The organism is Streptomyces sp. NPDC006197 (assembly GCF_040613865.1).
Lineage (GTDB): Bacteria > Actinomycetota > Actinomycetes > Streptomycetales > Streptomycetaceae > Streptomyces.
The window spans coordinates 1-22,654 of record NZ_JBEXSZ010000136.1 but is presented as its reverse complement, the minus strand read 5'-3'; the positions used below and the strand labels follow the sequence as shown (position 1 = coordinate 22,654).

The 22,654-nt window shown below is 71.7% G+C and carries 22 protein-coding genes and 1 tRNA gene; 15 read left to right on the top strand and 8 right to left on the bottom strand.

All coding sequences use genetic code 11. From position 1 onward, the window contains the following. Positions 1-104: 104 nt before the first annotated feature. Complete coding sequence (locus tag ABZ318_RS31440) at positions 105-737, bottom strand: DUF461 domain-containing protein (protein WP_356905837.1); 633 nt, start codon at positions 735-737, stop codon at positions 105-107. 660 nt (positions 738-1,397) lie between these two features. Between ABZ318_RS31440 and ABZ318_RS31435 the strand changes: the two genes are divergently transcribed. From ABZ318_RS31435 to ABZ318_RS31410, 6 genes are all read left to right on the top strand, one after another. Beyond that, positions 1,398-1,880 carry a CarD family transcriptional regulator gene (locus ABZ318_RS31435; RefSeq protein WP_003953493.1) on the top strand — a complete coding sequence of 161 codons (483 nt, stop codon included), beginning with the start codon at positions 1,398-1,400 and terminating at the stop codon, positions 1,878-1,880. A 312-nt stretch (positions 1,881-2,192) separates the two neighbouring features. Continuing rightward, positions 2,193-2,942 carry a 2-C-methyl-D-erythritol 4-phosphate cytidylyltransferase gene (gene ispD, locus ABZ318_RS31430; RefSeq protein ID WP_356905836.1) on the top strand — a complete coding sequence of 250 codons (750 nt, stop codon included), beginning with the start codon at positions 2,193-2,195 and terminating at the stop codon, positions 2,940-2,942. Beyond that, on the top strand, positions 2,932-3,438 hold the full coding sequence (ispF, locus tag ABZ318_RS31425) for a 2-C-methyl-D-erythritol 2,4-cyclodiphosphate synthase (protein ID WP_356905835.1): 507 nt from the start codon (positions 2,932-2,934) through the stop codon (positions 3,436-3,438). The genes ispD and ispF overlap by 11 nt, the downstream gene beginning before the upstream one ends. A 64-nt stretch (positions 3,439-3,502) precedes the next feature. Beyond that, complete coding sequence (gene cysS / locus ABZ318_RS31420) at positions 3,503-4,900, top strand: cysteine--tRNA ligase (protein ID WP_356905834.1); 1,398 nt, start codon at positions 3,503-3,505, stop codon at positions 4,898-4,900. A 76-nt stretch (positions 4,901-4,976) separates the two neighbouring features. Further along, positions 4,977-5,933: a 23S rRNA (guanosine(2251)-2'-O)-methyltransferase RlmB gene (gene rlmB / locus ABZ318_RS31415; protein WP_225804685.1), complete on the top strand. Its 957-nt coding sequence runs from the start codon at positions 4,977-4,979 to the stop codon at positions 5,931-5,933. Between the two features lie 95 nt (positions 5,934-6,028). Further along, a complete protein-coding gene (locus ABZ318_RS31410; RefSeq protein ID WP_356905833.1) occupies positions 6,029-7,603 on the top strand; it encodes a DoxX family membrane protein in 1,575 nt (524 codons plus the stop codon). A gap of 74 nt (positions 7,604-7,677) precedes the next feature. Here the strand turns inward: ABZ318_RS31410 and ABZ318_RS31405 are convergent, their stop codons facing one another. The 3 genes from ABZ318_RS31405 to ugpC all read right to left on the bottom strand — a co-directional run bounded on the left by ABZ318_RS31405 (position 7,678) and on the right by ugpC (position 10,177). Beyond that, a complete protein-coding gene (locus ABZ318_RS31405) occupies positions 7,678-8,394 on the bottom strand; it encodes a nucleotidyltransferase family protein (protein ID WP_356905832.1) in 717 nt (238 codons plus the stop codon). Between the two features lie 67 nt (positions 8,395-8,461). After that, on the bottom strand, positions 8,462-8,872 hold the full coding sequence (locus ABZ318_RS31400; RefSeq protein ID WP_356905831.1) for a hypothetical protein: 411 nt from the start codon (positions 8,870-8,872) through the stop codon (positions 8,462-8,464). 207 nt (positions 8,873-9,079) lie between these two features. After that, complete coding sequence (gene ugpC, locus ABZ318_RS31395; RefSeq protein ID WP_356905830.1) at positions 9,080-10,177, bottom strand: sn-glycerol-3-phosphate ABC transporter ATP-binding protein UgpC; 1,098 nt, start codon at positions 10,175-10,177, stop codon at positions 9,080-9,082. Between the two features lie 182 nt (positions 10,178-10,359). Between ugpC and ABZ318_RS31390 the strand changes: the two genes are divergently transcribed. From ABZ318_RS31390 to ABZ318_RS31375, 4 genes are all read left to right on the top strand, one after another. Then, a tRNA-Thr gene (locus ABZ318_RS31390) sits at positions 10,360-10,433 on the top strand. Between the two features lie 390 nt (positions 10,434-10,823). Beyond that, a complete protein-coding gene (locus ABZ318_RS31385) occupies positions 10,824-10,991 on the top strand; it encodes a hypothetical protein (protein ID WP_356905829.1) in 168 nt (55 codons plus the stop codon). Positions 10,992-11,395: 404 nt separating this feature from the next. Continuing rightward, a complete protein-coding gene (locus tag ABZ318_RS31380) occupies positions 11,396-11,818 on the top strand; it encodes a DUF4231 domain-containing protein (RefSeq protein WP_356905828.1) in 423 nt (140 codons plus the stop codon). Positions 11,819-12,584: 766 nt separating this feature from the next. Further along, complete coding sequence (locus tag ABZ318_RS31375) at positions 12,585-13,097, top strand: HNH endonuclease signature motif containing protein (protein WP_356905827.1); 513 nt, start codon at positions 12,585-12,587, stop codon at positions 13,095-13,097. A gap of 238 nt (positions 13,098-13,335) precedes the next feature. On the opposite strand, the gene ABZ318_RS31370 is transcribed toward ABZ318_RS31375, so the two are convergent. Then, entirely contained in the window at positions 13,336-13,878 is a 543-nt protein-coding gene (locus ABZ318_RS31370; RefSeq protein ID WP_356905826.1) for a DUF4262 domain-containing protein, read from the bottom strand. A 201-nt stretch (positions 13,879-14,079) separates the two neighbouring features. Here ABZ318_RS31370 and ABZ318_RS31365 point away from each other — a divergent pair, with 201 nt between their 5' ends. Continuing rightward, the gene (locus ABZ318_RS31365; RefSeq protein WP_356905825.1) at positions 14,080-16,179 is read left to right on the top strand and encodes a restriction endonuclease; all 2,100 of its coding nucleotides are present in this window, start codon (positions 14,080-14,082) and stop codon (positions 16,177-16,179) included. Between the two features lie 79 nt (positions 16,180-16,258). Here ABZ318_RS31365 and ABZ318_RS31360 read toward each other — a convergent pair whose 3' ends face one another. Continuing rightward, the gene (locus ABZ318_RS31360; protein ID WP_356905824.1) at positions 16,259-17,647 is read right to left on the bottom strand and encodes an FAD-dependent oxidoreductase; all 1,389 of its coding nucleotides are present in this window, start codon (positions 17,645-17,647) and stop codon (positions 16,259-16,261) included. 99 nt (positions 17,648-17,746) lie between these two features. Here ABZ318_RS31360 and ABZ318_RS31355 point away from each other — a divergent pair, with 99 nt between their 5' ends. From ABZ318_RS31355 to ABZ318_RS31345, 3 genes are read left to right on the top strand one after another with little or no spacing between them, the layout of a single operon-like run. After that, positions 17,747-18,634, top strand: coding sequence for an aminoglycoside phosphotransferase family protein (locus ABZ318_RS31355; RefSeq protein WP_356905823.1), 888 nt, complete (start codon positions 17,747-17,749; stop codon positions 18,632-18,634). Positions 18,635-18,653: 19 nt separating this feature from the next. After that, a complete protein-coding gene (locus tag ABZ318_RS31350; RefSeq protein ID WP_356905822.1) occupies positions 18,654-19,133 on the top strand; it encodes a GNAT family N-acetyltransferase in 480 nt (159 codons plus the stop codon). A 9-nt stretch (positions 19,134-19,142) separates the two neighbouring features. Next, positions 19,143-19,472, top strand: a complete 330-nt coding sequence (locus tag ABZ318_RS31345; protein ID WP_030691147.1) for a hypothetical protein — start codon at positions 19,143-19,145, stop codon at positions 19,470-19,472. A gap of 4 nt (positions 19,473-19,476) precedes the next feature. Here ABZ318_RS31345 and ABZ318_RS31340 read toward each other — a convergent pair whose 3' ends face one another. Together ABZ318_RS31340 and ABZ318_RS31335 are read right to left on the bottom strand one after the other, a co-directional pair. Further along, positions 19,477-20,472 (bottom strand): zinc-binding dehydrogenase, encoded by a 996-nt coding sequence (locus ABZ318_RS31340; protein ID WP_356905821.1) that lies wholly within the window; start codon positions 20,470-20,472, stop codon positions 19,477-19,479. A 50-nt stretch (positions 20,473-20,522) separates the two neighbouring features. Beyond that, positions 20,523-21,695 carry an NAD(P)-binding protein gene (locus ABZ318_RS31335; protein WP_356905820.1) on the bottom strand — a complete coding sequence of 391 codons (1,173 nt, stop codon included), beginning with the start codon at positions 21,693-21,695 and terminating at the stop codon, positions 20,523-20,525. Positions 21,696-21,791: 96 nt separating this feature from the next. On the opposite strand from ABZ318_RS31335, the gene ABZ318_RS31330 reads away from it, so the two are divergent. Next, positions 21,792-22,469, top strand: coding sequence for a pentapeptide repeat-containing protein (locus ABZ318_RS31330; protein WP_356905819.1), 678 nt, complete (start codon positions 21,792-21,794; stop codon positions 22,467-22,469). The last annotated feature ends 185 nt before the right edge of the window (positions 22,470-22,654 follow it).

The following is a 22,654-nucleotide window of genomic DNA, read 5'->3' as shown; positions in this document are numbered from 1 at the left end:
GCGGGCCATCCCGACCGAGAAGGTGCAGTTCCTCACCGTCCCGCGCCGCTCCTACCGATACGACGCGAACCGTGACGAACTGGTGCAACCCGCGGTGCCCGGCGTCAGTGGCCGGCGGCGTGGGTCGCCTCGCCCGTGGGCGTGGGCTCGCCCGGGGCCACGCCCGTCGGCTCGCCCGAGGGCGACGCCGGGGTGGTCGGCGTGGCGGCCGGGGGAGCCGGGACGGTCTCGGGGCCGAAGTCCTTGAAGTAGCTCGTCGCCGGGACGATGAAGGCGTTCAGGGCGACGTCGCCGGTCTTGCTCAGCTTGAAGACGATCTTCTGCGCGTCGCCGTTGCGGGCGGCCTCGGAGCCGTTCTCGATGACGGCGGAGGCGTTGCCCTTGCCGCCGATCAGGACGGAGCCGTGGGCCGGGACGGTGATCGGGCCGGTGCCCTCGGCCGCCTTCAGCTTCACGACGGCGGTCGTGCCGGGCAGGCTGATCGCGTCGATGGTCTGCGGCACGCGGCCGTTGTTGAAGACGGCGGCCGAGACGGCGGCCGGGCCCTTGACGCCGGGCTCGGGCTGGGTGACGACCAGCGCGTTCTGGATCTTGACGTCGTCCACCGTGACGGCGGCGTTGTCCGGCCGCACTTCCAGCGTCTGCGCGTCGTTGCCCGCACCACAGGCGGACAGCGCGGCGACGGAGAACACGATGGCGGTGGCGGCGAGGGCGCCGCGTCGAAGGCTGCGGCTCACGGCGGCGGCATCTCCTAGGACGTACGGACGGGCGTGGAAACCAAAGGACAGCTAAGGGTGTGTCAGCGCGCTTAGGTTACCGAGCCTCACTCCGCGTCCCGCACCCGACCCGCCCCTAACCGGTCGGAGCCGTCCCCGGGGTGCTGCCGGGGCGGCCGTGCGGGGCTCCTCCGCCCGCCCCCGCCCGTCCGCGTGCTCCTCGCCCGTCCGCCCCATGTGGCCGGATCACGACCCATTGACCTGTTGTTCACATAACCGCCTTGATCAATTCGGAGGTGTCCCCGCATTCCCCGCAGCCGTACCCGCGGAAAATCCCGTACCCGTGTCGGTTGATGTCCACTGATCAATTTCGGGAATCACCCCCACATGCCTCCGTACGGGTGAGCGATCCTCGAACGGAGTAGGTGAAGAAGGCCACTCCGAACCAGACAAAACGGGACATCGGCCCTCTCTTGAGGGCCTCCAGGTATGTGTAACGTGCGCGTTTCTCTCCGTCCACGTAGCCGCTCCGACCTGCGAATACCGCCTTCCGGAAGCCCTCCGCAGCACGTCCGTGTCGCCGTTGTCAAGCCCCGAGATATGCCCTGACCTGCGAAAACGCCATTCAGAAGAAGCCGAATCCGTGTTACCCTGGATAGCCACGGAAGGGGTACCTGTCACATGACGTTCAAGGTTGGCGACACCGTGGTCTATCCCCATCACGGGGCCGCGCTGATCGAGGCCATCGAAACTCGCCAGATCAAAGGCGTGGACAAGACCTACTTGGTGCTCAAGGTCGCGCAGGGCGACCTGACGGTTCGTGTGCCGGCGGACAATGCGGAGTTCGTCGGTGTTCGCGACGTGGTCGGTCAGGACGGGCTGGACCGGGTCTTCGAGGTGCTGCGTGCGCCGTACGCCGAAGAGCCGACGAACTGGTCCCGTCGCTACAAGGCAAATCTCGAGAAGCTCGCCTCCGGCGATGTCATCAAGGTCGCCGAAGTGGTGCGCGACCTGTGGCGTCGTGAGCGCGAGCGCGGACTTTCCGCAGGTGAGAAGCGCATGCTCGCCAAGGCTCGGCAGATTCTGGTGAGTGAGCTGGCCCTCGCGGAGAACACGAACGAGGACAAGGCCGAGGCTCTCCTTGACGAGGTCCTCGCGTCCTGAGCCGCGACTCCGCGGTGAAGCACGTGAAGTAGCGAAGTAGTGAGCGATGCCGCGGTGCCCGCTGGCGTACTGTGATCCACACAGTGCTGTCGCCGGGCGCTGCGGCATGTCCGCATACGTATGCGGCTCGTCCATGTGACCGCACCGCTGCAGTAACCCGCACCCCCTGAACTTCTCTACGTCCGAGCCCCTGTGCCGACGCGGCCACGCCTCGACCGTCGTCACGGAAAGGGCCCGGTCAAGGCGGAGCGTCCGGCACGGTGAGGCCATACCCATGTCGGCCGCGGAAACAAACCTGCCGGAGTGCAACCGATGTCAGACGAAGAGCGTCCCCGTCGTACCGCCGTGGTGATCCCGGCCGCAGGGCGGGGCGTACGCCTCGGCCCGGGCGCCCCCAAGGCGCTCCGCGCGCTGAACGGCACCCCCATGCTCATCCACGCCGTCCGCGCGATGGCCGCCTCCCGCGCGGTCTCGCTCGTCGTCGTGGTCGCCCCCTCCGACGGTGCCGCCGAGGTCAAGAACCTCCTCGACGCCCACGCCCTGCCCGAGCGGACCGACTACCTCGTCGTCCCCGGCGGCGAGACACGCCAGGAGTCCGTCCGCCTCGGCCTCCAGGCGCTCCCCGAGGGCATCACCACCGTCCTCGTCCACGACGCGGCCCGCCCCCTGGTCCCCGTCGAGACCGTGGACGCCGTCATCGAGGCCGTGCGCGACGGGGCCGTCGCCGTCGTCCCCGCGCTGCCCGTCGCCGACACCGTCAAGGAGGTCGAGCCGGCCGAGAAGCCCGGCGACCCCGAGCAGGTCGTCGCCACCCCGGTCCGCGCCCGCCTCCGCGCCGTCCAGACCCCGCAGGGCTTCGACCGCGACACCCTGGTCGACGCCCACGCCACCATCGCCCTCACGGGCGAGGGAGCCACCGACGACGCCGGCATGGTCGAGAAGCTCGGCGCGCCCGTCGTCGTCGTGCCCGGCCACGAAGAGGCCTTCAAGGTGACCCGCCCCCTCGACCTCGTCCTCGCCGAGGCCGTACTCGCCCGCAGGAGGGCCAACGATGGCTTCTGACACCCCCGTGATCCCCCGTACCGGCATCGGCACCGACGTCCACGCCTTCGAGAAGGGCCGGGAGCTGTGGTGCGCCGGCCTCCTCTGGGACGGCGAGGAGTACGGCCTCGCCGGGCACTCCGACGGTGACGTCGCCGCCCACGCCGCCTGCGACGCGCTCTTCTCCGCCGCCGGCATCGGCGACCTCGGCGCCCACTTCGGCACCTCGCGCCCCGAGTGGTCCGGCGCCTCCGGCGTCACCCTGCTCGCCGAGGCCGCCCGGATCGTCCGTGCCGAGGGGTACGAGATCGGGAACATCGCCGTGCAGGTCGTCGGGGTCCGCCCCAAGATCGGCAAGCGGCGCGACGAGGCCCAGAAAGCGCTGAGCGAGGCGGCGGGCGCGCCCGTCTCCGTCTCCGGCACCACCACGGACGGACTCGGCCTCACCGGCCGCGCCGAGGGCCTCGCCGCCCTCGCGACCGCCCTCGTCATCCCCGTACGGGACCGGCAGCGGTGAAAAACGTGCCCCGCCGCCGGGAATCGGTCACAGGGCACTACCACACGCCCACTACCCTGGAGTGGTGACCATTCGCCTGTACGACACCAGCGCCCGGCAGATCCGTGACTTCACCCCGCTCACGCCGGGCTGCGTCTCGATCTACCTCTGTGGTGCCACCGTGCAGGCGGCCCCGCACATCGGCCACATCCGGTCGGGGCTGAACTTCGACATCATGCGCCGCTGGTTCGCGTACCGCGGCTACGACGTCACGTTCATCCGCAACGTCACCGACATCGACGACAAGATCATCAGGAAGGGTGCCGAGCAGGACCGGCCCTGGTGGTCCATCGGCTACGAGAACGAGCGCGCGTTCAACGCCGGTTACGAGGCCCTCGGTTGCCTCCCGCCGACCTACGAGCCCCGCGCCACCGGTCACGTCCCCGAGATGATCGAGATGATGCGGGGTCTGATCGAGCGCGGCCACGCCTACGAGGCGGACGGCAGCGTCTACTTCGACGTCCGCTCCTTCCCGGGGTACCTGGAGCTGTCCAACCAGGACATCGACGACCTCCGCCAGCCCGACGAGGGCGTCTCCGGCAAGCGCGACCCGCGGGACTTCGCCATGTGGAAGGCGACCAAGCCGGGCGAGCCCGACTGGGAGACCCCGTGGGGCCGCGGCCGTCCCGGCTGGCACCTGGAGTGCTCGGCCATGGCCCACAAGTACCTGGGCTCCGCCTTCGACATCCACGGCGGCGGCCTCGACCTGGTCTTCCCGCACCACGAGAACGAGATCGCCCAGGCCAAGGCCTTCGGCGACGAGTTCGCCCGGTACTGGGTGCACAACGCCTGGGTCACCATGAGCGGCGAGAAGATGTCGAAGTCGCTCGGCAACAGCGTGCTGGTGTCCGAGATGGTGAAGAACTGGCGCCCCATCGTCCTGCGCTACTACCTGGGCACCCCGCACTACCGCTCGATGATCGAGTACAGCGAGGAGTCCCTGCGCGAGGCCGAGTCGGCGTTCGCCCGCATCGAGGGCTTCGTCCAGCGCGCCACCGAGAAGGCCGGGACGACCGTCGCCCCCGCCGACGAGGTGCCCCCGGCCTTCGCCGAGGCCATGGACGACGACCTGGGCGTGCCGCACGCGCTGGCGATCATCCACACCACCGTCCGCCAGGGCAACAGCGCGCTGGCGGCGGACGACAAGGACGAGGCCATCGCCCGCCTCGCCGAGGTCCGCGCCATGCTCGGCGTCCTCGGCCTGGACCCGCTCGACCCGCACTGGGCCGAGGAGTCCGGCGGCGGCGAGGAGCTCCACGGCGTCGTCGACACCCTCGTACGCCTCGTGCTCCAGCAGCGCGAGTCGGCGCGCGAGCGCAAGGACTGGGCGACCGCGGACGCGATCCGCGACCAGCTGGCCCAGTCCGGCCTCGCCATCGAGGACAGCCCCGACGGCCCCCGCTGGACGCTGGGCAACCGTTAGAAGAAGTGCCGCTCGGGACTCCGGGCGGCACACTTCAGTTACAGACTTTGTACGTCAGCAGAGGAAACAGGTAGTCATGGCCGGGAACAGCCAGCGCAGGAACCGTCGCACGTCCAACAAGAAGGGTGCGACGGTCGGCAGCGGTGGCCAGCGGCGCAAGGGCCTCGAAGGGAAGGGCCCGACGCCCAAGGCCGAGAACCGCAAGGGCCACAAGGCGTACCGCGTCTCCAACGCGATGGCCCGGAACGCGGCCAAGCGCAAGCCCGTCGCCCGCCGCGGCGGCAAGGGCCTGTCCGAGATGGTCGTCGGCCGCAACCCGGTCTTCGAGGCCCTGCGCGACGGCGTGCCCGCCACGACCCTGTACGTGCAGCAGTTCATCGACAACGACGAGCGCGTGCGCGAGGCCCTGAACCTCGCCACCGGCCGCGGCAACATCAACATCATGGAGGCGCCGCGCCCCGAGCTCGACCGGATGACCAACGGCCTCAACCACCAGGGCCTCGTCCTCCAGGTCCCGCCGTACGAGTACGCGCACCCCGAGGACCTCGCCGCGGCCGCCTTCGACGACCACGAGGACCCGCTGATCGTCGCCCTCGACGGCGTCACCGACCCGCGCAACCTCGGCGCCGTCGTCCGCTCCGTCTCCGCCTTCGGCGGCCACGGCGTCGTCGTCCCCGAGCGGCGCGCCGCCGGCATGACCGCCGGCGCCTGGAAGACCTCGGCCGGCACCGCCGCCCGCACCCCGGTCGCCCGCGCCACCAACCTGACCCGCTGCCTGGAGCAGTACCAGAAGGCCGGCCTCACGGTCGTCGGCCTCGCCGCCGACGGCGACCGCGAGGTCCACGAGCTGGAGGAGCTGGCCGGCCCGGTCGTCATCGTCGTCGGCTCCGAGGGCAAGGGCCTCTCCCGACTCGTCGGCGAGACCTGCGACTTCCTCGTCCGCATCCCGATGCCGGGCGGCGCCGAGTCGCTCAACGCCGGTGTCGCCGCCGGCGTCGTCCTCTACGAGGCGGCCCGCCGCCGCATGGGCTGACCCGAACGAGGGACGCGCCCCGGCCGTGATCTTGACGGGTCTCGGACATTTGGCAACCGTCAAGGCAGTGTCCTAACCGCACATCACTCGGTTAGATGAGTGTGGACACCAGAACGCCCCGGCCGGGGTTCGACGATCAGCCCGCGCTGAGCATGGTCAAGGTGGATTCCGATCCCGCCCAGGTGATCGTGAACCACGCCAGCTTCCGTGTGCGGCTCGCGCCGGCCCCGCAGCCGAAGTTCGCGGCCCGTACCGCCGCCCTGTCCGGAGTGGGCGCGGTCGGCCCGCGCCGTCGCCCCGTCGTGTGGACCGGGAAGTCCGCGCCGGGCGCGACCGGCCTCCTCCAGGCCGTGCGCGAGTCGTCCGTCTCCACGCTCGAACCCGGCGTGGGCCACGGCGGCCACGGCGTCGGGGACACCCAGGCCATCCCGCGCATCGACACGACCATGCCCACCCCCGTGGTGCCCGCCGGGGCCGCGCCCCTGCTGCCGCCGATGCGCCGCGCCGAGGGTGCCTACGACGAGCTGTACGACCTCGGGCCCGAGCCCGCCGAGGCGTACGGGAACGACGAGGCGTACGGGAACGACGAGCCGGGCAGCCGGACCGCGCAGCGCCACGGCCAGGACAACGTCCGGCACGCCTACTACCCCGGGCGCCGGATGAACCTCGGCGTCGTCCTCCTCCCGCTCCGCGTCTTCCTCGGCTTCATCTCCATCTACGCGGGCATGGGCAAGCTCTGCGACCCCGTCTACTTCGACGGCGGCGAGCGCGGCTCCATGGTGAAGTGGCTCAACTCCCTGCACCCCTGGGCGCTCGCCGAACCGCTGCGCGACTTCGCCCTCCAGCACCCCGTCGGCGCCGGACTCACCGTCGCCTTCCTCCAGGTCGTCGTCGGCGTCCTCACGGTCCTCGGACTCTGGCAGCGCGTCGCCGCCGTCGTCGGCGGCCTGCTCTCCGCCGCCCTCCTCCTGACCGTCAGCTGGAAGACCGTCCCGGTCTACGACTCCGCCGACATCATCTACCTGGCCGCCTGGTCCCCGCTGATCATCGCCGGCGCCCCCGTCTACTCCCTCGACGGCCGCCTCGCCGGCGAGGCCTGGCGCACCCTCGGCCCCCGCGCCGAACTCTGGGACCTCCGCCGCCGCGTCACCCGCCGCAGCACCCTCCTCGCCGCCGTCGTCGTCGGCCTCACCCTCCTCGTCGGCTCCGTCCTCGGCGGCGCCGTCCGCTCCACCGAGATGGTCACCGTCCCGGGCCCCAACGACGACCCGATCAACCACCTCCCCGGCCAGCCGCTCCCCCAGGAGCCGACGCGCAGCGCCCCGTCGAAGGCCGCCTCCACCGCGCCCGAGCCCGCCACCGCGACCAGCGAGGCGCCCGCGCGGAGCGAGGAGACCGAGGAGGCCGCCCGGCCCACCGAGACGACCCGCGAGTCCACCCGGACCCAGGAGCAGCGCCCGACCGCCACCCAGGGCACGAGCGCCGGCGGCACCACCAGCCGTACGCCCGCGAAGTCCGAGCCGGCGCCCCCGCCGACCACCAGCGACAGCCCGGCCGGCACCTCCGGCGGCACGACGAGCGGCGGTTCGACGGGCTCCACCAGCACCCCGTCCGAGAGCGGCTCGACGACGGGCGGCGCACGGAACCCGATCGGCGGCCTGCTGGGCTGACGCCGGTACGGGAACGGGAAGGGCGGCACCGCTTCGACACGGTGCCGCCCTTCCCGTACGCGTACGCCCTGCGGTCAGGCCTTCTGGGCGGCCAGTTCCTTGGCCGCCTCCGTCAGGTCCTTGGCGGTGTCGATGGCCCTCCAGTACGCGCCGTGGGGCAGCGGGAAGCCCGCCAGGCGGCGCTCGCGGGCGAGGCGGGGGAAGGTGGCCCGCTCGTGGTCGCCGACGTCGGGGAGGAGCTCGGTGAAGGCCGCGGAGAAGACGTACACGCCCGCGTTGATCAGGAACGGCGAGGGCGGCGCCTCGATGAAGTCGGTGATGTTCCCGAAGGTGTCGGTCTCGACGGCGCCCCACGGGATCCGGGGGCGGGCCAGGGCGAGCGTCGCGAGGGCGTCCCGCTCCGTGTGGAAGGCGGCCATCTCGCGCAGCGAGAAGCGGGTCCAGATGTCGCCGTTGGTGGCGTACCAGGGCTGGTCCGGGTCGGGCAGGTGCGTGGCGGCGTACTTGAGGCCGCCACCGCGGCCGAGGGGTTCGGTCTCGACGACCGTCGTCACCCTCAGCGGCAGCTCCGCGGAGGCCAGCCACTCCTGGAGCACCTCGGCGAGGTGGCCGCAGGAGACGACGGCGTCCGTCACGCCCTCGGCGGCCAGCCAGGAAAGCTGATGGCCGATGATCGGGGTCCCGGTGCCCGGGATCTCGACCATCGGCTTGGGGCGGTCGTCGGTGTACGGGCGGAGCCGTGAGCCCTGGCCGCCCGCCAGGACCACGGCCTGCGTCGGAGTGGTGTGCATACGGGGAACGATAGGTGCCCGGTATGCGCCAGGCCGTTCAGCTCGCGGCCCTTCCCTCGCGAATCGGTCAGCTCGCCCGCATCACGCCGGTCGCGTACGAGGTGTCGCAGACCGGGCGGGAGAAGGACTGGGCGCGCGAGGGGCCGTAGTGCTCGACGGCGGCGCGGCCGAGGGCACGGGCGATGGAGAAGCAGTGCTGGGCGAGGGAGGGCCGGTTCTCCACCTCGCGCTGGAGGTGGGTGAGGGCCACGCCCGGGTCCTTCTCCTGAAGCTCTGTGAGGAGCTGGTCGCGGAGAATATCCTGCGGGGCACGGGACTTGGCCCGGGTGGAGACGTCCGTGGAGGACGCGGTGAGCTGGGTCCCGGAGTCCTGGCCGGCCCACGGAACGGCGGACACCGCGAGCGTTCCCGAGAGCACCAGGACGACGGGCAGGACGAGGGCGAGAGAGCGGCCGATTCGGCGGGCAGTGTGCGTCACGCAGGCGAGCGTAGCGGCCGGTAGTGATATGGCGACATTTAGTCACTCTCGCGGGGGATGGTTCGAGGCGGCTTTTCGAATTCCGTGTTGACGCGAGGGGCGGGGCGGGGCCCTGAATGCCGGGGTTTTCCGGGGTAAGCCCGTTTAAACGAACGGCCCCGCGTCTGCAACAGACGCGGGGCCGTACGGCAGAGCTCGGGGACGGTCTCAGTCGCTGAGGCGCTCGCCCGTGGAGGTCGAGAAGACGTGCAGCTCGGCGGCGCGCGGCACGACGTGCAGCGTGGAGCCCTTGGCGGGCACGTCACGGCCGCCGACGCGGACCACCAGGTCCTTGTCCTCGCCGCCGACGCGGGTGGAGCCGTACACGAAGCCGTCCGAGCCCAGCTCCTCGACGACGTTGACCGTGACGGCCAGGCCGTCCTTGCTGGTCGGGCCCGAGACGTCGAAGTGCTCGGGGCGGACGCCGACCGTCACCGTGGTGTCACCCTTGGCGGACGCGGCGGCGATCGCGTCGCGGGAGACGGGGACGACGCTGTTGCCGAACTTCACGCCGCCGTCGGTGATCGGGACCTCGACCAGGTTCATGGCCGGGGAGCCGATGAAGCCGGCGACGAAGAGGTTCGCGGGCTTGTCGTACATGTTGCGCGGCGAGTCGACCTGCTGGAGCAGACCGTCCTTCAGGACGGCGACGCGGTCGCCCATGGTGAGCGCCTCGGTCTGGTCGTGCGTGACGTACACGGTCGTGATGCCGAGCCGGCGCTGCAGACCGGCGATCTGCGTACGGGTCGACACGCGGAGCTTGGCGTCGAGGTTCGACAGCGGCTCGTCCATGAGGAAGACCTGCGGCTCGCGGACGATGGCGCGGCCCATCGCGACACGCTGACGCTGACCGCCGGAGAGCGCCTTCGGCTTGCGGTCCAGGTACTCGGTGAGGTCGAGGATCTTCGCGGCCTCTTCGACCTTGGCGCGGATCTCGGACTTGTTGACGCCCGCGATCTTGAGCGCGAAGCCCATGTTGTCGGCGACGGTCATGTGCGGGTACAGCGCGTAGTTCTGGAACACCATCGCGATGTCCCGGTCCTTCGGCGGCAGGTGCGTGACGTCGCGGTCACCGATGCGGATGGAGCCGGCGTTGACGTCCTCGAGACCCGCGAGCATGCGCAGGGAGGTCGACTTGCCACAGCCGGAGGGGCCGACGAGAACGAGGAACTCGCCGTCCGCGATCTCGATGTCGAGCTGGTCGACGGAGGGCTTGGTGGCACCCGGGTAGATCCGGGTGGCCTTGTCGAACGTGACGGAAGCCATGGTGATGCGTCCCTTCACCGGCAGGAACGTGCCGGACGATCCGAGTAAAGGAAGGATTGAGGTCTAGTCCACCAGGGTGAACTCCAGGTGACGCTACCTGGCGCCGCCCGATCTGTCAGCACTCACGGCCCCATGAGATTTCCGACCGCCGCCGGGGCCGGGTTGGTTACACTTCACTCGCTGCCTCCTTAGCTCAGCTGGCCAGAGCACCGCTCTTGTAAAGCGGGGGTCGTCGGTTCGAACCCGACAGGGGGCTCAACGCAAAGGGCCAGCACAGGGGGCGGTTTCCCCGGTGCTGGCCCTTTCGCATGATCACGGCCGTGCCACCTACGTGCCAGAAGGCGACGGATCCCCGTCCTTCCGGGCCTGGCGGATCATCTCTCCGAGCTTCCCCGCAATGTGCTGATCACGGTCGCTCGTCATGTGCTGATAGATCAGCGCGGCCCGGGTCGTGCTGTGCCCCATCCGCGTCATGAGCTCGCGGGTACTGGCCCCTACGGCCTACGCGGCGGCCTTGATCAACTACCGGCGGTGTCTCGTGCACCTTTGGTTCTGTACGCATGAGCAGCCTCCTCCGGAAGCCGCTGAGGCTGTGCAGATCCGGGCGTACGACCTCAGATCCAAGGCTCAGGAAGCTCTATTCCGCATGCAGATGCTCACCGACAATGAAGAGCTGAGCTGCGAGGGTGAACGCCTGCTTGCCGAGATCACGGCCGTGCACAAGACCGACAGCCGGTCAGAGCTGGATCAGCGAAGGACGCATACACGGGATGGCATTGCCCATCTCGTGAGGGCAGCGAAGCAGCACCTCTGAAGTCAGCTGCTTGGCGGCCGGGGCGAACCTGGGCCATGAGGGGGCGTTGAGCGGTGAGTGTCTAACTGCGTGACAACGCCGACGAACAGTGGCGGACGAGCGCGAACGTCTGCGAACCATCAGCGCAGGTGAGAGGCACACGGGGCCAGGGCGGAGCTCGCCCCCGAGTTGCTTCGGGACGAAGAGGTCGCGGGTCAAATCCCGCCACTCTGAATCAGAAGTACAAGGTCAGGGCCTCCTAGGTCGCCAGATCGCCTTCTGTTGTAGGAGCCTCTAGCGGCTACGCTAGGCGCGCGATTGCCAGGGCAGCGAGCTGCGAGGTGGCGACAGAACTTGGGGGCGGAGTGCAGCCGGACAGTGGCCTGGGTGTTGGTCTCAGCCCGAGGGAGGCAGCCGCCCTCCTGTTGGACAAGATTCGTCAGGGCAACGGCTACGCCCGCGGCAAGAAGAAGAGGTTCAGTCGAAGTGCCGCCGTCACCAAGGTGGCGACGCTTGTACTGTCCGCTGCGTCCACCGTCATCCTGGGCCTACAGAACCTCAACGCGTGGGCTGGTCTGGCCTTGGCGTGTGTGGCGCTGGTGACGCTGCTGGGAGCCGTCGAACCGTTCTTCAACTGGCGCTCCCGGTGGGTTCTGATGGAGGAAGCGCAGTACCGGTTCCAGCGACTTGCCGATGACCTCGAATACCTCGTGGCATCGACGGCCGCCGACGACCTCACGTTCGATCAGCTGAAGGAGATCTTTGATCAGTATCAGGCGATCTGGGGCGACCTAAGCCGCACATGGCTGGAGCATCGTCGAGAACCCGCGCCGTCGACCAACGCCTAGAGGTGATCGGCTGAAGTTCAGACGGGGCGCATCGAGAGTGCTGGCGTCAGTCGAGCGCGGCAGAACTGGGCCGTCCGAGAAGGAACCCTCGGCCGTTGGCTATGCGCAGTTGATCCGATCGAACCCCTAAAACGGTTGTCAACCCTCCTGGCCCGGCTCGAACGGGCTGGCCCCCTCCACGGCAGGCCGGTGCTGGGGATACAGCTGCCAGCCGACGCAGGTGGAATGATCGTAGGTGGCGAGCTCAGCTGCCGGCATCTGTGTTTCAGCGGCTGCCCTTCAGTCCTGGCAGGGGGCGCGTGCGCGCGGCCGGCGCTGGCAGGGCACTCTTGGCCATCGGCGAAGCCTGGTCGCCGGTTGGGTCCCGGGCTTGCACCGGGCCGCCCCCGGACAAAGCCAGGGATGCAGCTGCACTACAGAGCTGGACACCTCGGAAGCCGACCGCGCGCAAGTGGACCGCTATCCCGAGGCACTGACAGACACCTGCGAAGGCCGTGCCACATCCGTGCCAGATCGTGCGGGGAACCACGGGGAGCGAGGGGCATGTTCGGGCTCTGGGACATCGATCAGCTCCCGCAGTGTCTGTGCAGGCCAGACGTGTCCTCACCCTCCCGCTCTTGTAAAGCGGGGGGCGTCGGTTCGAACCCTCGGCGACATCGCTGCCACGACGGTTTTCAGGACCGTTCTCGAGCTCAACTGGCGCGCGCCTCGGCGGGATCCCTCTTTGCTCCGTCGTCTGTCAGCGGGGGCTTCTACGCTTCTCCTCATGTCTGAAGGCCGTCCCGCGATCCCCGCCGAACTGCGGCGGCGTGTCCTGGTCGAGGCGGGGCACCGCTGCGCGATCCCGACCTGCCGTCGGCACCCGGTGGACATCGAGCACATCGACGACTGGGCGGCGGTCCGTGAGCACCGGTTCGAGAACCTGATCGCCCTGTGTCCGACGTGCCATCGGCGAAAGGGCAGCGGGCCGGATCAGATCGACAGGAAATCGCTGAGGTCCAGGACGGGTACCTCGAATCCCGCTACCCGGATGAGCTCGACGTGTCCACCTCCACGCACCAGCTCTTCAGGTTCACTCCGGCCGGGATCGCGTTCCTGCGGCGGTGGACGGGAGCCCGGCCCCTGGATGCAGAGGACCAAGAGGACGACGACCGACCTGGTCGCCGTTGACCGATCCGGATCGGGCTACGGATCAGGTGATGTCCCCATAGGGGGTGAGCGCGCGGTCGGCGCTGGCAGGTCGCTTCCTGGCCATCGACGAAGCCCGGCCGTCGGTTAGGTCCCGGACGAGTCTCCGGGCCGCCCCCGGACAGGCCGGGGATGCAACCATTCCCTTCAGAGCTGGAACCCCCGGAAGCCGACCGCGCGCTTGAGACCATAGACGCAGGCACTGACAACGACCCCGTCGCCGACGGACAGCGGCGGACGAGCGCGAACGTCTGCGGGCCGTCAGTGCGGGTAAGCCGGCTCTTTCGCATGATCACGGTGGGGGGCTCCCGCCCCGTCTGCCGCCGGTCTCAGGTGACGTCGGTCCACGGGCCGGTGGTCTCGTCCCTGGGGATCCACAGCAGCGGCTGGCCCGTGCGGCAGCGCTCGTCCACTCCCTCGTCCCAGGGGAACCGCCCGGCCTTGTCCGGCCAGAACAGCTGCGTCACGGGCAGGGGCGGGGTCTGGTAGAAGTCGAGGCCCGCACCGAAGAAGTGGGGGTACCAGCTGGGATGCACAGGCCGGACCGCCATGTCGTAGCCGTTGAGGACGTCCCCTCGGCGCTGGTCGGGCTCAAGCGGATCGCCGTCCCGGATCGCCGCCCCGGCGGCGTTCGCCACGCGCATCGCGGTCTGCGAGGGCAGGCCGAACACGCTCACCTCGGGACTGCGCAGTGTGTGCCAGAGGCCGATCGAGTAGCCCCAGTCGCCAGGGGCGTCATCGCCGGCAACGCCCATGACGTGCCAACCGTGGTCCTCGACGCTCCTCGCGATGCGGCTGTCGCGTTCGTCCCACGCGGGAGCGCCCTGCTCGGTCGGCGCGCAGAGGAGACAGAAGCAAGGGAGCTCGTCCATCCGAGGAGACTAGGCCTTGCCCCGCTCACCCGGCCGCCTGCCCCGCAGGTCGCCGGCGGCATCGCCCGCGAGTGCCGCGTCCGCGCCCGCGACGGGACCGGGAGCACTCCGGCGTTCTCGCGCCCCGGCCCGCCGCCGTCAGGGACACTTGTGCGACACGGGGGGCGTGCAGGTGGTCGGGGTCATGGGAGGGGTGCGCGGATGAGTCGGCGTTCCGGTGGGCTGATCGGGGTGTGGGCCGAGCAGCAGCGGGTGGCGCAGAGGCAGCGGGAAGGACAGCACCAGGCGGTGCTGCGACAACAGCGGGACGCCGAGCGGACGCAGCGGGCGTACGAGCGGGACGTCGCCCGGATGCAGCGGGAGCAGCGGGCCGCCTATCGGCAGCAGCGGGACGCCGACGCCCTGCGGCGCACCCGCGAGTTGGAGGAGCGGGTCGCCCTCCTCGAAGGGCTGCTCGCGGCCGGCTGCCGGGCGCCCGCCTTCTCCGTGGAGTCCCTGCGCCGCGCCGAGGAGGTCGAACCCTTCTCGCCCGGTCCGCTCGCCGAGCCCGTCGCCATGCCCGACCAGCGCCTCTACCAGCCGCAGGCCGCCTGGACGCCCTCCGGGCGCGCCCAGGCCGAGCGGGACGCGCGGGCCCGGTTCGAGCGCGACTGGTACGCGGCGCAGGCCGCCGAGGCGCGGAGGGTCGAGCAACTCGCCGCGTACCGGCGGGAGTACGACACCTGGGCGGCCGCCCGTCTCGCCGGGATACGCGCCCACAACAGCGGGATCGACGGGACCGGTGCGGCCCTGCGGAGCGGGGAGGCCGGCACGGTCGTCGAGTACTTCTCCGCCGTGCTGTTCGCGTCGACCGCCTGGCCCGAGGGGTTTCCCCGCGAGGTGTCGGCCGCCTACGACCGGGCCGGGCGCGGGCTCGTCCTCGACTGGGACCTGCCCGGGTACGAGGTCGTTCCGGAGGCCAAGGGCGTCAAGTACCTGCCGAGCACCGACCAGGAGAAGGAGGTCCCCCGGCCGGTGACGCAGCGGCGGGCGCTGTACCGGGACGTGCTGGCGCAGAGCGTGCTGCTCGCGGTGCGGGAGCTGTTCGCCGCGGACCGCTTCGGGGCGCTCGACGGGGTGGCGCTGAACGGGTACGTGAGCGGGGTGGACCCGGCGACGGGCCTGGACGCGCGGGTGTGCGTGGCGTCCGTGGTCGTGGAACGGCAGGCCTTCGAGCGGCTGAACCTGGAGCTGGTGGGGGCCGTGGAGTGCCTGACGGGGGCGCTCGGGGGACGTCTGTCGGCGAAGCCCGACGAGCGGGCGGCGGTGGAGCCGCTGAGGGTGCCGGGCCAGGTCGGGTCGGACGTGGTGTCCCAGGGGGACGGTGAGGAGCCGGACCTGCTCGCCATGGATCCGATCGCCTTCGAGGGGCTCGTGGCCGAGCTGTTCCGGGCGCGGGGGCTCCAGGCGGTGACCACGCAGCGGTCGGGTGACGGCGGGGTCGACGTGGAGGCGCTGGACCCCGATCCGATCAGCGGCGGGTCGATCGTGGTGCAGGTGAAGCGGTACCGGAACACCGTGCCGCCGAGCGCCGTACGGGATCTGTTCGGGACCGTGCAGGACAAGGGGGCCAACAAGGGCGTCCTCGTCACGACGTCGAAGTTCGGGCCGGGCTCGTACACCTTCGCCAACGGCAAGCCGCTCACGCTGATCTCGGGGACCGAGCTGGTGGACCTGCTGCACCAGCACGGCCTGCGGGGCCGGCTGGGCGGGCCCGCCCGACCGGCGGCACCCGCCCCGGCGGCGGAGCCCGTGTCCCCGCCCGCCGAGGCCGCCGAGGACTTCAACCTGCTCGGGATGGTGTGGTCCGGGTCCGCCGCCCTCGACGTCTGCGCGCTGGTCTGCGCCGGCAACCGGGTCCTCGGCGACGAGTGGTTCGTCTTCTTCAACAACCCCGCGACGCCCGACGGTTCGGTCGCCATGGTGGCGGCCGCGCCCGGTGACCGCGCGGCCGTGCGGGTCGGCTTCGACGCGCTGCCCGCGCGGGCGGACCGGTTGGTCCTGGTGGCGGCCGTGGACCCCGAGGTGAACCCCGACGCGGACCTGGGCGGCTTCACGGAGGCCGGGATACGGCTGCGGGACGACGCGGGCGCCGAGCTCGACCGGCTGGAGGTGTCCGACGGGCGGCCGGGCGAGAAGGCGCTCGTCCTCGGGTCGTTCCGCCGGCGGGCCGGCGGGAACTGGGACTTCGTCCTGGGCGGGAAGGGGTACCGGGGCGGGCTCGAGGAGCTCGTGGGGGACTTCGGGATCGAGGTGGAGTAGGCCCGTCCGCCGGGGGGAGGGTTGGGGGCGCGCGGCGCGCTCCCAACCCTCCGCGTCCCTCCGCGTCCCTCCGCGTCCCTCAGCGGCCGCTCAGGCGGTTCGCCAGGAGGGCCACGCGGTCCGTCGTGGCCGTGTGGGTCGTGGTCTCGCGGCGGTCGGCGCCCCGGAAGGCGGCGTACATGGTCTGGACGCCGAGCCAGCGCAGGGGTTCCGGCTCCCACTTGCGGACCTTGTGGTCGACCCAGGGGAGGGCCGTGAGGTCGGTGGGGCCCGACTGGCCCGAGTCCTGCTGGATCAGGTCGCGCAGGGTGCGGGCCGCGAGGTTGGCGGTGGCGACGCCGGAGCCGACGTAGCCACCGGCCCAGCCGAGGCCGGTGGAGCGGTCGAGGGTGACGGTGGCGCACCAGTCGCGGGGGACGCCGAGGACGCCGGACCAGGCGTGGTCGATCCGTACGCCGGCGAGCTGCGGGAAGAAACGGATCAGGATCTCGCGGAGGGCGTCGACGGTCGCCGGCTGGGTGCGGCCGTCGTTGTCGGTCTTCGAGCCGAAGCGGTACGGGACGCCCCGGCCGCCGAGCGCGATGCGGCCGTCGGCGGTGCGCTGGGCGTACATGTAGGCGTGGGCCATGTCGCCGAGGGTCTCGCGGCCGCCCCAGCCGACGGACTCCCACTGGGCGTCGGTGAGGGGCTCGGTGGCGATCATCGAGGAGTTCATGGGGAGCCAGGTGCGGCGCTGGCCGGCGAGGGAGGCGGTGAAGCCCTCGGTGCAGCGCAGGACGTACGGGGCGCGGACCGTGCCGTACGGGGTGATCGCGTGCTTCGGCTTGATCTCGGTGACGGGCGTCGACTCGTGGATGGTCACGCCGAGCGCCTCGACGGCCGCCGCGAGGCCCTGGACGAGCTTGACCGGGTGGAGGCGGGCACCGTGCGGGGTCCAGGAGGAGCCGACGGCTCCGGCGACGCGGATCCGTTCGGCGGTCTCGCGGGCGCCGTACAGCTCGCGGTCGGTCTCGCCGAAGGCGAGCTCGGCGGCGTGGAAGGCCTTGAGGCGGGCGAGCTGGGCGGGGGAGAGGGCCACCTCCAGGACGCCGCCGCGGTGCTGGTCGGCGTCGATCTTCTCGGCGTCGCAGACGTCGAGGACCTCGGTGACGGTGGCGTTCATGGCCTGCTGGAGGCGGACGGCGGCCTCGTGGCCGTGGAGCCTGGCGTAGCGGTCGCGGCCGGCGATGCCGTTGTAGAGCCAGCCGCCGTTGCGGCCGGAGGCGCCGTAGCCGCAGAACTTGGCTTCGAGGACGGTGATGTTGAGGAAGGGAACGGCCTTCTTGAGGTAGTAGGCGGTCCACAGACCCGTGTATCCGCCGCCGACGATGCAGACGTCGGCGCCGGTGTCGCCGGGGAGCGGTTCGCGGGGCGCGGGGGCGCCCTCCTGCGCGTACCAGAACGATATTCCGCCGTTGACCGTGCTCATGTGTATCCCTCTTCCGGGTGCGTGGGCGGGAGGTTACCGGTGGCACCGGTTCCGTGGATACGGGGCGATCGGCGGGCATGCGGTGTCTAAGGTCGTCGGGTGATTCAGGTACCGGAGGAACTGGCCCAGTCGCAGGCGAAGTACAACGGCGAGGCGGGGCGGGCGTTCGTCGCCGGGCTGCCCGGGCGGGCCGAGGAGTTCCTCGGCCGGTGGGGGCTGCGGATCACCGGCCCTTCGATGTACGGGGTCGCCTCGCTGGTGCTTCCGGTGCGGCGGGACGCGGACGGCACGCTCGCCGCCCTGAAGATGCAGCTCCTGGACGACGAGACGGAGGGGGAGCCGCTCGGCCTGCGCGCCTGGGACGGGGCGGGCGCGGTGCGGCTGCTCGACCACGACGTCGCGACCGGGACGATGCTCCTGGAGCGGCTCGACGAGACCCGGCCGCTGTCCTCGGTCGCGGACGCCGACGAGGCGGTGGGCATCGTGGCGGGCCTGCTCGCCCGGCTGACCGCCGTCCCCGCGCCGGAGGGGGTGCGGACGCTCGGTTCGATCGCCGCCGGGATGGCGGCCCGGGTCCCGGAGGCCGCCGCACGGCTGGGCGCGGACGATGCCGCGGTGCTGCGGGACTGCGCCGCGGCCGTACGGGAGGTGGCGGGCGAGCCGGGGGACCGGCTGCTCCACTGGGACCTGCACTTCGGCAACGTCCTGGCGGGTGAGCGGGAACCCTGGCTCGCGATCGACCCGAAGCCCCTGGCCGGCGACCCGGGCTTCGAGCTGCTGCCCGCACTGATGGACCGCTTCGAGCCGGATCGACTCCTGCGGCGGTTCGACCTCCTTGCCGAGGTCGTCGGGGACCGGCGGCGCGCGGCCGCGTGGACGCTGGGACGGGTCCTGCAGAACGGCCTGTGGGACGTGGCGGACGGCGAACCCGCGCTCGACGCCGGGCAGGTGGCCCTCGCGCGGATCCTGCTGGCCAGGAGGGTCTGATCCGGGGCAGGGTGGGGCCATGATCCGTACAGCCACGCCTGCCGACGTCCCCGTCATCCACGCCCTGATCCGTGACCTCGCCGAGTACGAGAAGGCCCTCGACGAGGTCCGTGCGACCCCCGGGCAGCTCCACGAGGCCCTGTTCGGCGAGCGTCCCGCCGCCTTCGCGCACATCGCCGAGACGGAGACGGGCGAGGCGGTGGGCTTCGCGCTCTGGTTCCTCAACTTCTCGACCTGGCGCGGGGTCCACGGCATCTACCTGGAGGACCTGTACGTCCGCCCGGAGGCCCGGGGCGGCGGCCACGGCAAGGCCCTGCTGCGCGAACTGGCCCGCATCTGCGTCGAGCGCGGCTACGAGCGCCTGGAGTGGTCCGTACTGAACTGGAACCGGCCCTCGATCGACTTCTACGAGTCCCTGGGCGCCCGTCCGCAGGACGAGTGGACGGTCTACCGGCTGACGGACGGGGCCCTGGCGGAGCTGGGCGGAGCGACGGTGTAGGAAGGGGGCATGGACATTGAGCAGCGGTTCCAGCGGATCACCGGCTTCATCGAGGCGCGGCTGACGCCGCTCTTCGACCCCGCCAACGGCAGCGACCACGGATTCGGCATGGACGACACGTCGCGGGCGCTGCGCGCCCTGCGCTACACCGTGCAGGCCGCGTCGGCGGTGAACGGGCTCGTGGAGAAGCGGGAGACGGCGCCGGAGCTGCGGCAGGTCGTCGACCAGGCGCTGGAGCACAACTGGGACGTGCTGCGCTCCATCGCCCGGATGTGGGAGGACCACCCCGACTTCACGAAGGAGTTCAAGGCGCACTCCTGGGACGTCCTCGGGGTCTGATCCCCTACGGGACCAGGACCACCTTGCCCGTCGTGCCCCGGTTCTCCAGGGCGCGATGGGCCTCCGCCGCCCGCGCGAGGGGGAAGCGGTGGACCGCCGGGCGCAGCGTGCCGGTGGCCGCCGCGTCGAGGGCGGCGAGTTCGAGCGTACGGACGTCGCCGCCCGCCTTCTGGATCATGACGGGGCCGAGGACGGACTCCGAGGTGATCCCGCGGGCGGCGAGCTCCTCGGGGGTGAACGTCAGGGCTCCCTCGTCGAGTCCGGCGCCGGACCAGCCGAAGACCAGGTGCTGTCCGCCCTTGCCGAGCAGGTCGACGGCGGCGCGGCCGGTGTCGCCGCCGACCGAGTCGAAGACGACGGTCGCCGGACGGTCCCCCAGGTACGCGCGGACCTCGTCCGGCCAGTCCGGCTTCAGGTAATCGACGGCCAGGTCGGCGCCGTTCGCCTCGACGAGGGCGACCTTCGAGGGGCCGCCGGCGAGGCCGATGACGGTGGCGCCGGCGTTCTTGGCGTACTGGACGAGCAGGGTGCCGATGCCACCGGCGGCGGCCGGGACGATCGCGACCGAGTCGGGCCCGAGTTCGGTGAACCCCAGGATGCCCAGGGTCGTGCGGCCGGTGCCGATCATGGCGACGGCCTCCGCCTCGCCGAGGTGGTCGGGCAGGGCGTGCAGGCGGGCGGCGTCGGTGACGGCGAGTTCGGCGTAGCCGCCGGGGTTCATGCCGAGGTGGGCGACGACCCGCCGGCCGAGCCAGGCCGGGTCGGTGCCCTCGCCGAGGGCGTCGACGGTGCCGGCGACCTCGCGGCCGGGGATCGTGGGGAGCGCGGCGGGCGCGGGGAAGGGGCCCGTGGCGCCCTCGCGGAGGGCGGTGTCGAGGAGGTGCACGCCGGCCGCCGCGACCCGGACGCGGACCTGGCCGGGGCCCGGCACGGGGTCGGGCGTCTCCTCGTAGGTGAGGTTCTCGGCGGGGCCGAAGGCGTGGAGGCGGATGGCGTGCATGACGTTCCCCTGTCGTCGTACGGGTGGACCGGAGTGCCCAGCTTCCGACCTCAAGCGCGCTTGAGGTCAAGGCGTCCGCGGTGCTCCGCGCGCAGGGCCAGCGACACCGCCTCGACCGCGCTCGTGAACGACACCTCCGACAGCACGCCCGGCGCCGCCACCTGGTCGCCCACCAGATACACCCCGTCTCCCCGGTCGACGGCCGGCCGGTCGCGCCAGGTCGTGCCCGGGCGGTCCACCGCGCCCGTACGGCCCTGGGAGACGGACTCCCGCCGCCACACCGTCCGCTCCCGCCAGCCCGGGAAGCCGAGGTCGAGCAGCCGCTCCGCGTGGGCGACACCGTCCGCCTTCGACGCGTCGGGGCCGATCGGCAACTGCGCCTGGACCAGCTGCTGTCCCGCCGGCGCCAGCGAGGGGTCCTGCGCCGTGAACCGCTCGACCCAGCCCGGCGCGTCCAGGTCGGAGACCACGAACGGATCGCCCTTCCGCCCGCGCAGCGCCAGGTCGAGCAGGACCGTGCGACCGCTCTCCCAGGTCAGTGACGGGTCGCCGAGGAGCCGGGCGGCGGCGGGCAGGGCGGTCGCGACGATCACCGGCCCACCGCCGAGCGGCAGGGCGTCGACCCGGGACGAGGTCTCGATCCGGACGCCCATCTCCCACGCGCGCGCGGCCATCCGGTCGATCAGCTCGCCCCAGCCGCCCCGGACGTAGTGCGCCTCGGGCGGCAGGGCCGCGGCCCGGTGCAGCCGCTCCTGCACGAAGCGGGCCGAGAGGGAGCCGGGGTCGTGGTGGAAGAGCGCGACCCCGCTGTACGCCGCGGCCACGCGCGCGGTGCGCTCGCCCGCGATCCCCGCCACCCAGGTGCGGAAGTCGAGGTCCACGGGGGCCTGTTCGGCCGTACGGCGGGCCTGGCGCAGCAGACCGAGCGGCGGGATGCGGCGCAGGGCGCCGTCGACGTGGACGCGGAACCGGAGGGCCTCGGCGGCCGGCAGCGCGGCGAGCGGCCCGAGCAGGCCGCGCTGCTTCAGCCAGGTCCAGTGGGGGCCGCCGCTGTAGAGGGCGTGCGGGCCCTCGTTCGTGCGGTACGGGCCGTCGGCCGTCCGCGCCCGGCCTCCGAGGGTCCGGTGCGCCTCGTGGACGGTCACCGCGGTGCCGGCCTCGGCGGCCGTGATGGCGGCGGTCAGTCCGGCGAAGCCGCCGCCGATGATCGTGAGCTTCCGCATGTCCGTCTCCTCGTGTCGGTCTCACACGGGGGACGGCGGGAGAGGCCGCGGATGTGACATCGGGGCGTTGTCAGTGGCGTACCTCACGATGGGGGCATGGCGACGCGTGCGGATCGGAATCGGAAGAAGGCGGAGGGGGCGCGGCGGCCGGAGATCCGGCTGCCTCCCCTGGAGGCGTACGGGGGCGGGCTCGAACCGGACGGGGACTACGACAGCCTCGAACTGGCCGGCCTCGACCTGACGGGCCAGTCGGGCGAAGGCGCCCGGTTCCTGGACTGCGCGCTGCGCGAGTGCGGGCTCGACGGCACGCGGCTCACGGGGGCGCGGTTCCTCGACTCGGTGCTGACGGGGGTACGGGGAGTGGGCACCGAGCTCGCCGGGGCGCAGCTGCGGGACGTGGAGCTCGTGGAGGCGCGGCTCGGCGGGGCACAGCTGCACGGGGCGGTCCTGGAGAGAGTCGTCGTCCGGGGCGGCAAGAGCGACTACCTCAACCTGCGGGCGGCGAAACTGAAGGACGTCGTCTTCGAGGGGTGCGTGCTGAGCGAGCCGGACTTCGGGGGCGCGGTCCTGGAGCGGGTCGAGTTCACGGACTGCGTGCTCACGGGCGTGGACTTCACGGGGGCGCGGCTCACGGACGTGGATCTGCGGGGGGTGCAGCGTCTGGAGATCGCGCGGGGGGTGGAGTCCCTGGCGGGCGCGGTGATCTCCGCGGCGCAGCTCCTGGACCTGGCGCCGGTGCTGGCGGCGCGGCTGGGGGTGCGGGTGGAGGACTGAGCCCGGGCCGTCCGTCGCGGGCAGCTGTTCCGCGTCCCCGCCGGGCGCGGGCCCTAGGGGGTGTCTTGTCGATCAGGCCGGGCTCGCGGCGTCTGGCACCGCGCCTCGCCGCGTTGTCGTCAGTCGACAACGCTCCGCGTTGCCTCCCTCCTCCGCCTTGCGATGCACGGTGCCAGACGCCGCTC

Bases quoted from the DNA above. Each gene is read 5' to 3' on its own strand.
- ABZ318_RS31435 (WP_003953493.1), top strand. From the start codon at position 1,398: ATGACGTTCAAGGTTGGCGACACCGTGGTCTATCCCCATCACGGGGCC.
- ispD (WP_356905836.1), top strand. From the start codon at position 2,193: ATGTCAGACGAAGAGCGTCCCCGTCGTACCGCCGTGGTGATCCCGGCC.
- ispF (WP_356905835.1), top strand. From the start codon at position 2,932: ATGGCTTCTGACACCCCCGTGATCCCCCGTACCGGCATCGGCACCGAC.
- rlmB (WP_225804685.1), top strand. From the start codon at position 4,977: ATGGCCGGGAACAGCCAGCGCAGGAACCGTCGCACGTCCAACAAGAAG.
- ABZ318_RS31410 (WP_356905833.1), top strand. From the start codon at position 6,029: ATGAGTGTGGACACCAGAACGCCCCGGCCGGGGTTCGACGATCAGCCC.
- ABZ318_RS31405 (WP_356905832.1), bottom strand. From the start codon at position 8,394: ATGCACACCACTCCGACGCAGGCCGTGGTCCTGGCGGGCGGCCAGGGC.
- ugpC (WP_356905830.1), bottom strand. From the start codon at position 10,177: ATGGCTTCCGTCACGTTCGACAAGGCCACCCGGATCTACCCGGGTGCC.
- ABZ318_RS31385 (WP_356905829.1), top strand. From the start codon at position 10,824: ATGCAGATGCTCACCGACAATGAAGAGCTGAGCTGCGAGGGTGAACGC.
- ABZ318_RS31375 (WP_356905827.1), top strand. From the start codon at position 12,585: ATGTCTGAAGGCCGTCCCGCGATCCCCGCCGAACTGCGGCGGCGTGTC.
- ABZ318_RS31370 (WP_356905826.1), bottom strand. From the start codon at position 13,878: ATGGACGAGCTCCCTTGCTTCTGTCTCCTCTGCGCGCCGACCGAGCAG.
- ABZ318_RS31365 (WP_356905825.1), top strand. From the start codon at position 14,080: ATGAGTCGGCGTTCCGGTGGGCTGATCGGGGTGTGGGCCGAGCAGCAG.
- ABZ318_RS31360 (WP_356905824.1), bottom strand. From the start codon at position 17,647: ATGAGCACGGTCAACGGCGGAATATCGTTCTGGTACGCGCAGGAGGGC.
- ABZ318_RS31350 (WP_356905822.1), top strand. From the start codon at position 18,654: ATGATCCGTACAGCCACGCCTGCCGACGTCCCCGTCATCCACGCCCTG.
- ABZ318_RS31345 (WP_030691147.1), top strand. From the start codon at position 19,143: ATGGACATTGAGCAGCGGTTCCAGCGGATCACCGGCTTCATCGAGGCG.
- ABZ318_RS31340 (WP_356905821.1), bottom strand. From the start codon at position 20,472: ATGCACGCCATCCGCCTCCACGCCTTCGGCCCCGCCGAGAACCTCACC.
- ABZ318_RS31335 (WP_356905820.1), bottom strand. From the start codon at position 21,695: ATGCGGAAGCTCACGATCATCGGCGGCGGCTTCGCCGGACTGACCGCC.
- ABZ318_RS31330 (WP_356905819.1), top strand. From the start codon at position 21,792: ATGGCGACGCGTGCGGATCGGAATCGGAAGAAGGCGGAGGGGGCGCGG.